Source organism: Actinomadura geliboluensis (assembly GCF_005889745.1).
Lineage (GTDB): Bacteria > Actinomycetota > Actinomycetes > Streptosporangiales > Streptosporangiaceae > Spirillospora > Spirillospora geliboluensis.
The window spans coordinates 1-13,781 of sequence record NZ_VCKZ01000260.1 but is presented as its reverse complement, the minus strand read 5'-3'; the positions used below and the strand labels follow the sequence as shown (position 1 = coordinate 13,781).

At 71.8% G+C, this 13,781-nt stretch carries 10 protein-coding genes and 2 pseudogenes; 3 read left to right on the top strand and 9 right to left on the bottom strand.

From position 1 onward, the window contains the following. Positions 1-795 precede the first annotated feature (795 nt). The 3 genes from ETD96_RS29215 to ETD96_RS29205 all read right to left on the bottom strand — a co-directional run bounded on the left by ETD96_RS29215 (position 796) and on the right by ETD96_RS29205 (position 3,732). Complete coding sequence (locus ETD96_RS29215; RefSeq protein WP_138639708.1) at positions 796-2,112, bottom strand: aspartyl protease family protein; 1,317 nt, start codon at positions 2,110-2,112, stop codon at positions 796-798. Positions 2,113-2,293: 181 nt separating this feature from the next. After that, complete coding sequence (locus ETD96_RS29210) at positions 2,294-2,659, bottom strand: VOC family protein (RefSeq protein ID WP_138639707.1); 366 nt, start codon at positions 2,657-2,659, stop codon at positions 2,294-2,296. 92 nt (positions 2,660-2,751) lie between these two features. After that, a complete protein-coding gene (locus ETD96_RS29205) occupies positions 2,752-3,732 on the bottom strand; it encodes an aldo/keto reductase (RefSeq protein WP_138639706.1) in 981 nt (326 codons plus the stop codon). 122 nt (positions 3,733-3,854) lie between these two features. On the opposite strand from ETD96_RS29205, the gene ETD96_RS29200 reads away from it, so the two are divergent. After that, complete coding sequence (locus ETD96_RS29200) at positions 3,855-4,463, top strand: TetR/AcrR family transcriptional regulator (RefSeq protein WP_138639705.1); 609 nt, start codon at positions 3,855-3,857, stop codon at positions 4,461-4,463. 17 nt (positions 4,464-4,480) lie between these two features. Here ETD96_RS29200 and ETD96_RS29195 read toward each other — a convergent pair whose 3' ends face one another. The 5 genes and pseudogenes from ETD96_RS29195 to ETD96_RS29185 all read right to left on the bottom strand — a co-directional run bounded on the left by ETD96_RS29195 (position 4,481) and on the right by ETD96_RS29185 (position 9,932). Further along, positions 4,481-5,188, bottom strand: coding sequence for a helix-turn-helix transcriptional regulator (locus ETD96_RS29195; RefSeq protein ID WP_138639704.1), 708 nt, complete (start codon positions 5,186-5,188; stop codon positions 4,481-4,483). A 53-nt stretch (positions 5,189-5,241) separates the two neighbouring features. After that, the gene (locus ETD96_RS46980) at positions 5,242-7,035 is read right to left on the bottom strand and encodes a WD40 repeat domain-containing serine/threonine protein kinase (protein WP_240808311.1); all 1,794 of its coding nucleotides are present in this window, start codon (positions 7,033-7,035) and stop codon (positions 5,242-5,244) included. After that, positions 7,035-7,553 (bottom strand): WD40 repeat domain-containing protein, encoded by a 519-nt coding sequence (locus ETD96_RS46975; protein WP_240808310.1) that lies wholly within the window; start codon positions 7,551-7,553, stop codon positions 7,035-7,037. The genes ETD96_RS46980 and ETD96_RS46975 overlap by 1 nt, the downstream gene beginning before the upstream one ends. A 157-nt stretch (positions 7,554-7,710) precedes the next feature. Beyond that, positions 7,711-8,880 (bottom strand): annotated as a pseudogene (locus ETD96_RS48230) (WD40 repeat domain-containing serine/threonine protein kinase); the annotation flags it as partial. 101 nt (positions 8,881-8,981) lie between these two features. Next, positions 8,982-9,932: an alpha/beta fold hydrolase gene (locus tag ETD96_RS29185; protein ID WP_138639702.1), complete on the bottom strand. Its 951-nt coding sequence runs from the start codon at positions 9,930-9,932 to the stop codon at positions 8,982-8,984. Positions 9,933-10,110: 178 nt separating this feature from the next. Here ETD96_RS29185 and ETD96_RS29180 point away from each other — a divergent pair, with 178 nt between their 5' ends. Next, entirely contained in the window at positions 10,111-10,899 is a 789-nt protein-coding gene (locus ETD96_RS29180) for a 3-hydroxybutyrate dehydrogenase (protein ID WP_138639701.1), read from the top strand. A gap of 11 nt (positions 10,900-10,910) precedes the next feature. Next, complete coding sequence (locus ETD96_RS29175; RefSeq protein WP_240808307.1) at positions 10,911-12,926, top strand: helix-turn-helix domain-containing protein; 2,016 nt, start codon at positions 10,911-10,913, stop codon at positions 12,924-12,926. A 46-nt stretch (positions 12,927-12,972) separates the two neighbouring features. On the opposite strand, the pseudogene ETD96_RS46960 reads toward ETD96_RS29175, so the two are convergent. Further along, positions 12,973-13,647, bottom strand: a pseudogene (locus ETD96_RS46960) (branched-chain amino acid ABC transporter permease); the annotation flags it as partial. Between the last annotated feature and the right edge of the window lie 134 nt (positions 13,648-13,781).

The following is a 13,781-nucleotide window of genomic DNA, read 5'->3' as shown; positions in this document are numbered from 1 at the left end:
GTTGGGGTGGGGGCGGCGCGTCGGGCAGAGGGCAGGCGGAGCCTGCCCGACGAAAGCTGCACTCAGGGGCCGCAGAGGCTCCGAAGTCAAGGGTGGGACGGAGTCCCATCGCGAAGCGACGCCGAAGGCGCCCTTGACTTTGGAGGGGCGGCCCCGTACGCAGCGCCGCCCCCACCACAATTCCCCGAACACCGAACAGGCCATTCACAACACACCAGCCACGCTAAGGGGCTGAGGATCCCGTTCTCGGCGTGTCCAGCCGTATGCCGGAACACCGCATGTGGGTTATTGTCACGGCGGCACCTTCGCCACGACCATGAAGGACAGCGAAACGCATCTCGAAGCCGACCCCTGCGGGGCAAGTGCTCCAACCTTCGCCCCAGCCCCACGCAACTCCTCAGTGGGAATGCTCGTCCGTGTCGACGGGTATCTCGTCGCCCAGAAGTGAGTGGTCGGGCACGGATACGCTGCGTTTCAGACGCATTCGCATCAGGCGTGCGACGGCATTTAGGTTGCCGACCTCAACGGCCCCTCGGCATCCGCGACAGCAAGAACCTGCAGCCAAGACCTCACTCGCCAGCACTTCACCGCCCTCCTTGCCCGCCTGGCGTCGGTGAGATGGGTGCCACCTGAGGGGTCTTGCACGTCGGCGACGGGCGGGCCGCTCGCGGCGATCACCTGGAGGGACGATGACCTCGCCGCTGCGGTCGGCCACGGTTAGGTCGCCGCAACCCTGTGCGGACGCCGCCGTGGCCACTCGCTTCGTCGGCCGTCCCGGCCTACTGGCTGCCGCGGTCAGGTGGCTTTGCCGTGGGCGATGTAGAGGTTCATTCGGGTGAAGTCGAGCGTGACGTTGAAAGGCTTGAAGAAGCAGTGGGCGAAGTGGCCGATCGCATCGAATCCCGGTCCGTAGGGCCACGGGACGTTGACCGGCATGTTCGGGTCCATTTCGCAGAAGACCTCCTTGGCGACGGCGTTGCCGAGGCGGATCTCCTTTGGGTAGCAGGGATAGGTCGTGGTCGCATGGCTGTGGGCGAAAGTCTCGAACGGGCGGTCGTAGTCAGTGCGGATACCCAACTGCTCGGCCACTTCGCCGGGCATGCCTGCGACGGTCGCGCCGCTGTCTCCGCCGAAGTTCACGCCCATCACCCGGGGGCCGGAGTCGACGATGCTGCCGATGCTGCTGACGTCGTGATCACGGGATAGCCATAGCGGCAGCGGCTTGACGCCCGCCCGTGCGGCGTCCGCGCGTACCTTTCTGGTCGCTTCCGGAGTTGGACGGCGCAGGATCAGCGACCGGCCTGCATAGTCGAAGGTGGTCAGCAGGTGGTAGAAGACCCACGTGCCGATCATTCCGTCGCTGCCGGTGCCGACATCTTCGCCCGATTCCGTTGACGACCATCCAACGGGTACGTTCCGGAGTTCGATGCCGCCCAGCTTGAGGGAGTCCAGCACCCCGTAGTACACCCAAATGGTGACGCCTTCGAACTCGCTTTTCTCCTTGTAGACGGGGCTCAGCCCGGCTTCCTTGGCCGACGTCGCGGTCAGGCTCAGGTTCGGAGCGCCGGTGTAGAACGTGAAGCGCTTCGGCGGCCCGCCGTTGAGTGAGGCATGCACCAGGGGCACTGGGTCCATCTGCAGCCATGGCACGCGGCCGATGTCGCCGTGAATCTGGTACGGCTTGCCGCGGACCGCCGCGAACCATTCGGCGTAGCCCTTCTCGCCGGCTGCTCGCCAGCGTGGCACGGAGAGGGAGAGCTTGTCCTGCCGGATGTAGCAGTCGCCCAGCAGCCAGTTGGTCTCCTTGTCGTCGGGCGCCAGTTCAAGGGCCAGCGTGAGGTACTTCTCCGCGTCGCGGAACTTGTTGGCCAGTAGCCCGACATAGCCGCGCTGGCGCGCCGCGTGCAGGTTCGCGGGGTCTGTTCTCAAGATCTGCTCGTACGCGCGGCCGGCCTGCTCGAACTTCCCGGCCTTGAACAACGCGTCCGCGCCGCCGCCGTCGGCGTGTGCCGTGCCCGCCGTGCCGAGCAGCGGCGCGGTCGCGGCGGCGCCGGCCGCCACGACCGCGCCCCGCAGCAGTTCGCGCCGGTCCCATTTTCCGTCAGCGGCCACGGCCTTCTCCTTTTACGCTCACCTCTCGGAACCGGGGCACGTGTCCTCCGGCGCGGACTGCTGCTGCGGTCCGCGCCTCCAGGGAAGACGGGAGACTGTTGCGGTGGCGTATGCACTTTTCAATACGTCCGCGATACGTCCCGTGGCTGCGGTGAGGGACGCCGCCGCGACCGGCTCACGGTCAGGCGGACGGCTCCTTGAAAATGCCGAAGCGGTTGCCCGACGGGTCCTCCAGGTGGGCGAAGCGTAGGCCGCTTTCGGCGGTCACCGGGGGAACGGTGATCTTGCCGCCGCGCTGCTCGGCCTCGGTGCAGGCGGCGTCCACGTCCTCGACCAGGACGAAGAACACGGCGTGCGGGCCGCCTTGGGCGGTCAGGCCGCCGCTCGGGGCCTGACCGCCCGGGTAGGTGATCAGCTCGTAGCCCGTGTCGGCCGAGTCGTCCCCGAAGCGCCAGCCGAACATGTCGCCGTAGAAGCGGCGGGCCTCGTCGGGCGTGTCGGTGCCGATCTGGAACCAGGCGACGGTGTTGTACGCGGGAATGCCCATGATGTGTCCTCCATGTCGGTGTTGTGGAACCGAGGGTGGACGGAGGGCGCGACAACCCTGTGTCGGGGTTGTCAGGTGGATTCCGGGGACGCTCAGATCCAGGTGGGGAGGGACTTTTCGGCGTAGCGGGCTCCGAAGCCGCCGGTCGGCAGGATCTGGGCGATGGCGTCCAAGTCGTCCTGGGTGAGGGTCAGGTCGGCGGCGGCATTGTTCTCTTCGACCCGCGCGGGGCTGCGGGTGCCGGGGATGGGGACGATGTCATCGCCCTGGGCCAGGACCCAGGCCAGCGCCAGCTGCGAGACCGTCGCGTCCTTGGTGGCGGCAAGCTCGGTGAGCCGCTGGACGGCCGCCAGGTTCTTCTCGAAGTTGCCCGGCTGCCAGCGGGCGTCGTGGTTGCGCATGTCGGTCGGGTCGTAGGATCCGGCGGGCTTGGCGGTGCCGGTGATGAAGCCGCGTCCCAGCGGGGAGTAGGACACGAACCCGATGCCGAGTTCGCGCAGCACCGGGAACAGCTGCTCCACGTCGCGCTCGACCAGCGAGTACTCGGTCTGGAGGACGGAGACGGGCTGGACGGCGTGCGCGCGGCGGATGGTCTGCGGGCCCGCCTCGCTCAGCCCGAAGTACTTCACCTTGCCCGCCTCGATCAGCTCCTTGACGGTGCCGGCGACGTCCTCGATCGGGACGTTCGGGTCGACGCGGTGCTGGTAGAGCACGTCGATGTGGTCGACGCCCAGGTAGCGCAGGCTGTTGTCGGCGACCTTGCGGATGTTGTCCGGGCGGCTGTTGAGACCGGAGACCCTCCCGGACGACAGGTCGAAGCCGAACTTCGTCGCCAGGACGACCTCGTCGCGGAAGCCCTTGACCGCCCTGCCGACCAGGATTTCGTTGGAGCCGGTGCCCAGGCCGTAGAGCTCCGCGGTGTCGAAGAAGGTGACGCCCAGCTCGTGGGCGCGCCGGATGGCGGCGATCCCCTCCTGCTCGTCGCCGGGGCCGTAGGCCATCGTCAGGCCCATCGTGCCGTAGCCGATCGCCGAAGTGACCAGCCCTTGGCGGCCCAGAGTGCGCTTCTGCATGACCAACCCTCCCTGTCGTAACCGCATAGAACGAACCGAACCGTTCGGTATGGCCCTCAATCACAGTACTCACTCGTCCCGGCAAATCAAACCGAACGGTTCGGTTGGCTAGGCTGGAGGGCATGGCCAGCACCGCCGACTCGACCCACGCCCGGATCGTCGCCGCCGCGCGCGACGAGTTCGCCCGGTACGGGATCGCCGGCGCGCGCGTCGACCGGATCGCCAAGGCCGCCCGCACCAGCAAGGAACGCATCTACGCCTACTTCCGCAGCAAGGAGAAGCTGTACGAGCACGTGGCCGCCGCCGAACTCGCCGCCGCGGCCGACGCCGTCCATCTCGATCCGGCCGATCTGCCCGACTACGCGGGACAGCTGTTCGACTACTTCACCGCGCACCCCGACCGGTACCGGTTCATCGCGTGGGGACGTCTGGAGCTGGCCCCCGCTTCCGCCTCCGCCTCTGCATCCGCACCCGTGGACAGCCCCTATCGGGACGCCGTCCTCGGCAAGATCGCTACCATCCGCCGCGCGCAGGAGGCCGGCGATCTGGATGCCTCGTGGGATCCGGTCGACGTCATGGCGGTGGTCTCCCAGCTCGCCCATACCTGGCTCGACCAGGCCACACTGGCCGCCGTCGCCGACCAGGCCGCAACGGACCCCGCGCTCGCCGCACGCCGCGCCGCGGTGATCCGCGCCGTCAGCGCGATCTTCCCGCCGAAGCCCCGCTCCTGACCGCCTTCAGCCGGAGCTCAGACGAACTCCAGGGGGCGGACGACGTAGTCGGCGGGGATGTCGCTGTGCATGGCCTCGGTGCTGCGGTCGGGGGCGGTCTCCTCCAGGAGGGCGGCGCGTCGGACGCGGTCGGTGCGGAACACCCGGCACCCGCCCCGCATCCGGCACCACGCGGTGAGGTACCAGCCCTTGCCGGACGCGGTGAACGTGACGGGCTCGACGTCGCGCTCGGTCTCGGTGCCCGCCCGGTCGACGTAGGTGAGGCGCACCACCCGGCGGGCCAGGACGGCCTCCTCCAGCACGGCCGGCACGGACGCCGGGTCGTCGATCCCGGCGGGGGCCATGAAGCGGATGCGGGCGGCCAGCTCGCGGGCCGAGGCGCCGTCGTCCGCCGACATCGCCGCGACGATCTTGTGCAGGGCGGTGCGGGCGGCGCGGGAGTACGGTGAGCCGCCCGCCCGGGAGAGGGTGATCGCGACGGCGACGGCCTCGGCGGGGGTGAAGTTCAGCGGCGGCAGCGTCCGGCTCTTGTCGAGGGTGTAGCCGCCGCCCCGGCCGACGTCCGCGAAGATCGGCACGCCGGCCTGCTGGAGCGCGCTGATGTCGCGCTCGATCGTCCGGACGCTCACCTCGTACCGCGCGGCCAGTTCGCGCGCGGCGAGGCGGCGCGGCGCGCAGGCGCGCAACTCCTCCACCATGGCGTACAAGCGGTCGGTGCGGTTCACGCGCCGAACGTACGCGCCGGGTCCGACATTTCCGGGAACCTCGTAACAGGGCGCTAGGTGAAGCGCCAGAGGCTCACCTTTCCGTTGGCGCTGCCTGCTCCGGCGGCGAGAAGGCGGCCGTCGCGGCTGAAGGCGAGGGTCGTGCCGTCCGACCTCTCCCAGTCAAGGGACATGAACTGGTCGCCGCTGCGGGTGTCCCAGAGCCGTATGGTCCCGTCCTGGGCAGCGCTGGCCAGGACCCGGCCGTCGGGGCTGAAGGCCAGGGCCTGGACGGTCCCCTCGTGTCCTTGCAGGGCGCGGCGCTGCTTCCCGGTCTGCACGTCGAGGAGCCGGATCATCCATTTGTCCGTGTCGTCTACGACGTCTGTTGCGGCGGTACGCCCGTCCGGGGCGAACGTGAAGAGCACGTTGACCCGTCCGGCCGTGGTGATGTCTCGGTGCACCCGCAGGTCGTGGACCTGGATGTCGCCGCGGCTGCCGATGGCGGCGATCCTGTCGCCGGCCGCGTCGAACGCCAGCCGCAGGGTGCCGCCGCTCCGCGGTGTGAAGGCGCCGGTGCGGCGCCCGGTCGCGGTGTCCCAGAGTTCGATGCCGTTGGCTCCGACGGTCGCCAGGGTCCGGCCGTCCGCACTGAGCGCCTTGGTGAACGTCCTGCCCTCGGGCATGATCGTCCGGACGCGGGCGCCGGTGGCCGTGTCCCAGAGCTGGATCGGGGCCGTCCCGCGCAGGGTCGCCGCCAGCCGGCCGTCCCCGCTGAGGGCAGTGAGCTGGTCGGCGCCTTCGTCGCCCAGCTCGTGCGCGGATCCTCGGCCGGTCTCGACGCTCCACCGCCAGATCTGCCCGGTCCCCGCGCAGACCAGCGTCGCCGAGTCCGGGGTGAACGCGAGCTGGAACGTCGCGACAGGGCCACCGGCGAGCACGACCGGACGAGGGTTCTTCAGGGGCGGGGCGTCCTCTCCGCTCCACCGCCACAGCAGTGCGGGGACGCCGAGGACGGCAGCGACGCCCGCCGCCGCTCCCCCGGCGAGGACGGTACGGCGTCCCGTCCGGCCGGGCGGCGGCGCGTCCGCCAGCAGTCGGGCCGCCTCGGCGGGAGACGGCCGCCGCTCCGGTTCCTTGGCCAGGCACGCCTCGATCGCGGGCCGCAGTTCGGCGGGCACGCCGGTCAGGTCGGGCGGGGCGCTGACGATCCGGTGGACGATCCCCGGCACGTTGGCGGCGTCGAACGGCCCGCGCCCGGTCGCGGCGAACGCCAGGACGCAGCCGAGGGAGAACACGTCCGACTCCGGGCCCGCCGTGTCCGCGCGGACCTGCTCGGGCGACATGAACGCGTACGTGCCGACGACCGCGCCGGTGGACGTCAGCGCGGTGGCGCCGGCCGCACGGGCGATACCGAAGTCGATGATGCGCGGCCCGTCCGGCGACATGATGACGTTGCCGGGCTTGAGGTCCCGGTGCACGAGCCCCTTCGTGTGGATCGCCGCCAGCCCCTCGGCCAGCGCGGCACCGAGTGCGCGGACGGCGGCGACGTCCAGCGGTGCCGCCTCGCGCAGGGACGGGCCGGGAATGTAGGCGGTCGCCATCCACGGCTCGGGCGCCTCCGGGTCGGCGTCCACCACTTGGGCCGTGTAGAAACCGCCCACCTTGCGAGCCGCCTCGACCTCACGCGCGAAACGCACCCGGAACTCAGGCCGCGCTAGATGCTCGGAGCGAATGACCTTGACCGCGACGCGCCGACCGCCCGGGGACACTCCGAGGAACACCTCGCCCATGCCTCCCGCGCCCAACCGCCCCTCCAGCCGGTACGGGCCCATCTGGCGGGGGTCGGCGTCGCGCAGGGGCTCCATCAGCGCAGGCTCCACAGGTTCACGGCGGTCTGTCCGCGGCGTTCGCTGCCGCCCGCCACCGTCCGGCCATCCGCCGACAGCGCGATTCCTCTGATCGGCCCGCCGGACGCGGCGAGGGTGGCGGTCACCCGGCGGGTCGCCAGGTCCCACAGCCGGATCGTGAGGTCGGCGCCGGCGGCGGCCAGCATCGCACCGTCCGCGCTGACGGCCACCTCGGTGACGTCTCCGGCGCGGTCGGAGTCGAGGACGCCTGTGATGCGGATTCGGGCGGCGTCCCATAGCCGGATCGCGGCGCCGCCCCCTGCGGTGACGAGAGTCCGGCCGTCCGGGGTGATGGCCAGTGAAGTCGTCTTCTTTCCCTGGTCGGCGGTATGGGCGACCAAGGTGCGAGTACGCGCGTCCCATACCCGGATGGAGCCGGGCTCGGCGCGGCCTTGGAAACCGTCCATTCCGGCCATCACCCAGCGGCCGTCCCAGCTGAACACCACGTCGTTCACGCCCAGCGCCGGAGAGGTCACCCAGGACATCTCCCATTGCGGCGTCCCAGAGCCGACCAGGTCCGGCGAGGACACGGCCGTCCGGGCTGAACGCGAGAGCGTTGACCTTAACGTCCTTGGCATGGAGCGTCCGGAGAGGGCGGGGCGGGCGTGTGTCCGCCGACTCCACGTCCCATAGGCGGACGGTGGCGTTCGTGTGGCCGGTTGCCAGCAGCCTTCCGTCCGGGCTGAAGGCCAATGCGGCCGTGCCGGCGGAAGTGCTCAATTCGTGGATGACGTGGCCTGCGGCAGGGTCCCACAGGTACACGGTCTCTCCCGGCGTCCCGCAGACCAGGATTTTGCCGTTCGGGCTTAACGCCACGTCCGCCACCGGTTGCCCGTCCTTGGCGAGCGTCATGGCGGGCGGCTGCATCGCATCGCCGGACGCCTGGGGCTGCCCGCCGCCTCGGGTGAGCAGAAACGCGGGCACCCCGACAACGGCGGCGGTCGCCGCCACCGCGCCGCCCAGCACCGTCCGGCGCGGAACCCCGGCGACGGGCCGGACGGCGTCCGCCAGGCGGGTGAACGGCGTCGTGCCGCGCTCCACTGTGCGGTCGGCGTCCGGATCAGACGGGGATGTCGAGAGAGGCACGGCGTCCAGGTCGGCCAGGTGGGCGATGATCCGGTCGGTGGACGGACGGTCGACCGCCGCCTTGGCCAGGCAGGACGCCACGAGCGGACGCATCGCCTCCGCCAGCCCGTCCAGCACGGGCGGCTCGTGCAGGACGCGGTGCACGATCGCCGGGATCGTCGCGGCGTCGAACGGGCTGCGCCCGGTCGCGGCGAAGGCCAGTACGCAGCCCAGCGCGAACACGTCGGCGGGCGGCCCGGACGGCTCGCCCAGCACCTGCTCGGGCGCCATGTAGGCGTACGTGCCGAGAACCGCGCCTTCCGCGGTGAGCGTTCCCGCGCCGACGTCGCGGGCGATGCCGAAGTCGATGATGCGCGGCCCGTCCGGCGAGATGATGACGTTGCCGGGCTTGAGGTCCCGGTGGACCAGCCCGCTCGCGTGGATCGCCGCCAATCCCTCGCCCAGCGCGGCACCGAGCCGGGCGACCTCCTCGGCAGGCAGCGGGGCGACATCCCGCAGGGACGCCCCTGGGATGTAGGCCGTCGCCATCCACGGCTCGGGCGCCTCCGGGTCGGCGTCCACCACCTGCGCGGTGTAGAAGCCGCCCACCTTGCGGGCCGCCTCGACCTCGCGCGCGAACCGCACCCGGAACTCAGGGCGCGCTGAGTGCTCCGAACGGATGACCTTCACCGCAACGCGCCGGCCACCCGGCGAGACACCGAGGAACACCTCCCCCATGCCTCCGGCGCCCAGCCGCCCCTCCACCCGGTACGGGCCTATCTGGCGGGGGTCGCCGTCGCGCAGCGCTTCCAAGGGGACTCCCGTGTCAGGAAGCGCGCTCAGAGGGCGCGGAGGAACGCGAGCATCGCCTCGTTGACCTCGGCGGGGCGCTCCTGCTGCGTCCAGTGGCCGCATCCGGACAGCCAGACGGTGTCGCGGAGGTTCGGCACGAAGTCGGTCATGGAGTCGATGACGTTCCGCGCGCCGACGGCGACGATGTCGCGGTCGCCCGCGATGTAGAGCGCGGGCGGGCCGATGGGGGCGCGGTGCCAGGCGGTGGTCAGCTCCCAGTTGCGGTCCAGGTTGCGGTACCAGTTGACCGGCCCGGTGAAGCCGCTCTCGGCGTACTCCTCGACGTAGGTCGCGATGTCGGCGTCGGTGAGCCAGCCGGGCAGCTTCTCCGGCTCGGGGATCACGTCGAGGAAGCCGCCGCCCTCGGGGGCGATCAGCGCGGGAGCGGCCCCGTCGCCGGACATCCCGACCAGCATCCGGCGGAACGTGGCGGCCCGGTCGCGGTCGAGGTCGGCCTCCGGGGCGTCCGGCTCCTGGAAGCGCACCATGTAGAAGCCCTCGCCGAACAGGCGGCGCATCGACTCGACCGGCGGCCTGCTGGAGCGGGGCCGGTGCGGGACGGACATGCCGATCACGCCGCGCACCTTGTCGGGGCGCATCTGCGCGACGGCCCACGCGACGGGCGCGCCCCAGTCGTGGCCCGCGACGACGGCCCGGTCCGCGCCGAGGGCGTCGATGAGGCCGACCGCGTCCCCCGCCAGGTGCAGGATCGTGTACTGGTCCGCCTCGGCGGGGCCGCCGGTGCGGGCGTAGCCGCGCTGGTCGGGGGCGACGGCGTGGAATCCGGCCTCGGCGAGCGCGGTGAGCTGGTGCCGCCAGGAGTACCAGCATTCGGGGAAGCCGTGCAGGAGCAGGACGAGCGGCCCTTCGCCCGCCTCGGCGACGTGCATGCGCAGGCCGCTCTCGGACTGGACGAAGCGATGCGTGATCTCGGTCATCGATGACCCCTCGCGGCGTGGGCGGGACCGTGCGGGCCCAACGGTAGCCCCACCCGTTCCGGGCCGCCGTGCCGGACGGCGAACACAATGTGGATGCGGCGTGTCCATACCGTCCGGCGGTGGATTGTGTGCGTGCGCCACATGGGACGGCGGGGGTCGCGCTCCGTAGGTTCAGCGCATGACGAGCGTGACACCGCGGCCCGCCGCGGGGAGTTCGGGGACGCTGGATCTGGCGGGGCGGCGCGCACTGGTCACCGGCGGCGCGGGCGGCATCGGCCGGGCCTGCGCGCGGCGGCTGGCCGCGGCGGGCGCCGCGGTGGTGGTGGCCGACATGGACGGGGCGGCGGCGGAGCGGACGGCGGCCGAGATCGGCGGCGTCCCGCTGTGCGCCGACCTCGCGGACGTGGACGCGATCGGCGGTCTGGCGGCCGATGTCGACATCCTGGTCAACAACGCGGGCATCCAGCATGTGGCTCCCGTCCACGAGTTCCCGCCGGAGATGTTCGCGCGGATCCTGCGGCTGATGCTGGAGGCGCCGTTCCGGCTGGTGCGGGACGCCCTGCCCGGCATGTACGAGCGAGGCTGGGGACGCATCGTCAACATCTCGTCCGTACACGGGCTACGTGCCTCGCCCTACAAGTCGGCCTATGTGGCGGCCAAGCACGGGCTGGAGGGGCTGTCCAAGGTGATCGCGTTGGAGGGTGCCGCGTACGGCGTGACGTCCAACTGCGTGAACCCGGCCTTCGTCCGGACCCCGCTGGTGGAGGGTCAGATAGCCGACCAGGCGCGCGCGCACGGCATCCCTGAGAGCGAGGTCGTCGAGCGGGTGCTGCTTGAGCACGCGGCCGTGAAGCGGCTGATCGAGCCCGAGGAGGTCGCGGAGCTCGTCGCGTACCTGTGCTCGCCGCCCGCGTCCATGGTGACCGGCGCGTCCCTCGCCCTCGACGGTGGCTGGACGGCCCATTGACAATGGCCCGTATGTCCTGCGGCGACTTCCTCGAACTACTGGCCCGCGAGGCGTCCCCCGTGGAGTTCGAGGGGCCCCTCGTCCAGGCGCGGGCGGACGGCGCGCCGCCGGCCGTCCTGGCGGAGCTGGAGGCGGCCAAGCTGGCGGCGCTCCGGGTCAGGATGATCATGCGGCGGCACGCCCGGCGGGAGGCGGAGCTGGCGGCGCTGTTCGACACCGCCGGCGACCTCGCCGGGCTGCGCGACCTGGACGCCGTGCTGGAGGCGATCACGCGGCGCGCCCGGCGGCTGCTGAGCGCCGACATCGCCTACCTGACGCTGAACGACGACGAGCGCGGCGACACCTACATGCGGGTGACGGACGGGTCGGTGTCGGCGGCGTTCCGGCGGCTGCGGCTGCCGATGGGCACGGGACTGGTCGGCCTGGTGGCGCAGACGGCGATGCCGTACAACAGCGCCCACTACCTGGGTGACGGGCAGTTCCAGCACCGCGGTTACATCGACGACGCGGTCGCTGAAGAGGGCCTGGTCGCCATCCTGGGCGTGCCGATGCGGCTGGGCAGCCGCGTCATCGGCGTGCTGACGGCCGCGAACCGCAGCGAGCGTCCGTTCGACCAGGAAGAGGTGGCGCTCCTCGGATCGCTGGCCGCGCACGCCGCGATCGCCATCGACAACGCGCGCCTCTTGGACGAGACCAGGACCGCCCTGGAGGAGCTGAGCGCCGCCAACGAGGAGGTCAAGGCGCGCAGCGCGGCCGTGGAACGGGCGGCGCGCGCGCACGACCGTATGACGGCCGTCGTCGTGCGAGGCGGCGGCGTGGAAGACGTCGGCGCGGTCGTGACCGAACTGCTGGGCGGCACCCTGTACGTCCTAGACGCGGACGGCCGACGGCTCGCGACGACGGGCATCGACTCGGGCGGCCTCAGCGATGAGGAACTGACCGGGGTGTCGGCCTCGGCGCACTCTGCGCGCGCGCAGGGCAGAACGGTCCGGCGCGGTGACCTGTGGATCGCGTCGGTGTCGACCGGCGACGAGATGCTCGGGACGCTCGTCCTGCGCACGGCCGACGAGGTCGACGACGCCGACCAGCGGATCCTGGAGCGCGCGGCGCTCGTCACCGCCCTGCTGCTGCTGTTCCAGCGCAGCGTCACCGAGGCGGAGGGCCGGGTGCGCGGCGAGCTGCTGGACGACCTGCTCTCCGGCCGCCGCACCGGCGTCGAGGCCCTGACCGCCCGCGCCCGGCGCGTGGACGTCGACCTGAGCGCCCCGCACGTCGTGCTGTGCGCCAAGTACGAGTCCCGCGAGCACCGGCAGCGAGCGGCGTTCTGGGCGTCGTCCTTCGCGGCCGTCGAGCACGGCCTCGCCGCCTCCCGGGTGGAGGAGGTCGTGCTGCTGCTGCCGGGCGACCGCCCCGGCGACACCGCGCGCCGGGTGGCGAAGGAGCTGGGCGGCTCCCTCGGCGGCCCCGCGACGGTCGGCGCGGCCGGCCCGGTGCGGGGGCCGGCGGAGGTCGCGGCCGCGCACCGGGAGGCGCAGCGCTGCGCCGACGCGCTGCTCGCCCTCGGCCGCCGCGGCGACGGCGCCGGCGCGTCCGAGCTGGGCTTCGTCGGCCTGCTCATCGGCGACGACCGGGACGTGACGGGCTTCCTCGCGGGCGCGCTCGGGCCCGTCCTCGACTACGACGAGCGGCGCGGCACCGCCCTCGTCCAGACCCTGGAGGCGTACTTCGGGACGGGCGGGAACCTGTCGCGGACGGCGGAGCGCCTGCACATCCACGTCAACACCGTGAGCCAGCGCCTCGACCGCGTCGCGCGCCTCCTCGGCGAGGACTGGCAGTCCCCCGAGCGCGCCCTGGAGCTCCAGCTGGCGCTGCGCCTGCACCGCCGTTTTCAGCACCGCCGTTTCAGACGGAGGCGTCCACCTTGGGGACGGGTTCGGGTGCGGTGCGCTCGCGGGACGTGCGGGCGGCGACCAGGTCGCGCGCGGTGCCCCAGACGCCGCGCCGGAACAGCAGCACGACCAGGATGAAGATCGAGCCGGTGATGATCCCGGTCTCCTCGAACCCGGCCGTGGCCAGGTAGTCGTGCAGCTCCACGACGAGCGCGGCGCCGATGGCACCGCCCCACAGGGTGCCGATGCCGCCGAGGACGACCATCATTACGGCCTGCCCGGACGTCGTCCAGTAGACGCCCTGCAGGGACGCGAAGCCGTGCCCGATGGTGAACAGGCCGCCGGCCAGGCCCGACAGGACCGCCGACAAGACGAAGGCCAGCAGCTTGTAACGGTCGATGCTGTACCCGAGGGCGCGCGCCCTGTTCGGGTTGTCGCGGATGGACACCAGCACCCGCCCGAACGGCGACCGGACGATCCGCCAGGCCACGAACATCCCGGCCAGGACGAACGGCAGGGCGGCGTAGTAGAAGAAGAACGGGTCGGACAGGTCGACGCCGAAGAACTCCCTGGGAATGCCTTGCAGGCCGTTCTCTCCACCGGTCGCGTCCCGCCACTGGTTGGAGACGAAGTAGACCATCTGGGCGAAGGCCAAGGTGACCATCGCGAAGTAGATGCCGCGCAGCCGCACCGACAGGAAACCGATCGGGACGGCGAGGACACCGGCGAAGGCAGCCCCGCCCAGGACGGCCACAGGGAACGGCAGCCCGGAGTGCAGGGCGATCAGGCCGGTGGCGTACGCGGATCCGCCCCAGAAGGCGGCGTGGCCGAACGACAGGAGGCCGGTGAAGCCGAGCAGGAGGTCAACGGCGGCGGCGAACAGCGCCCAGCAGGCGATGTCGAGCGCGACCGGCGGATAGACGAACCAGGGCAGGGCGAGCGCGGCCAGCAGCCCGGCGGCGAGCAGGACGGGCCGTCCGGCGAGCCTGGAGA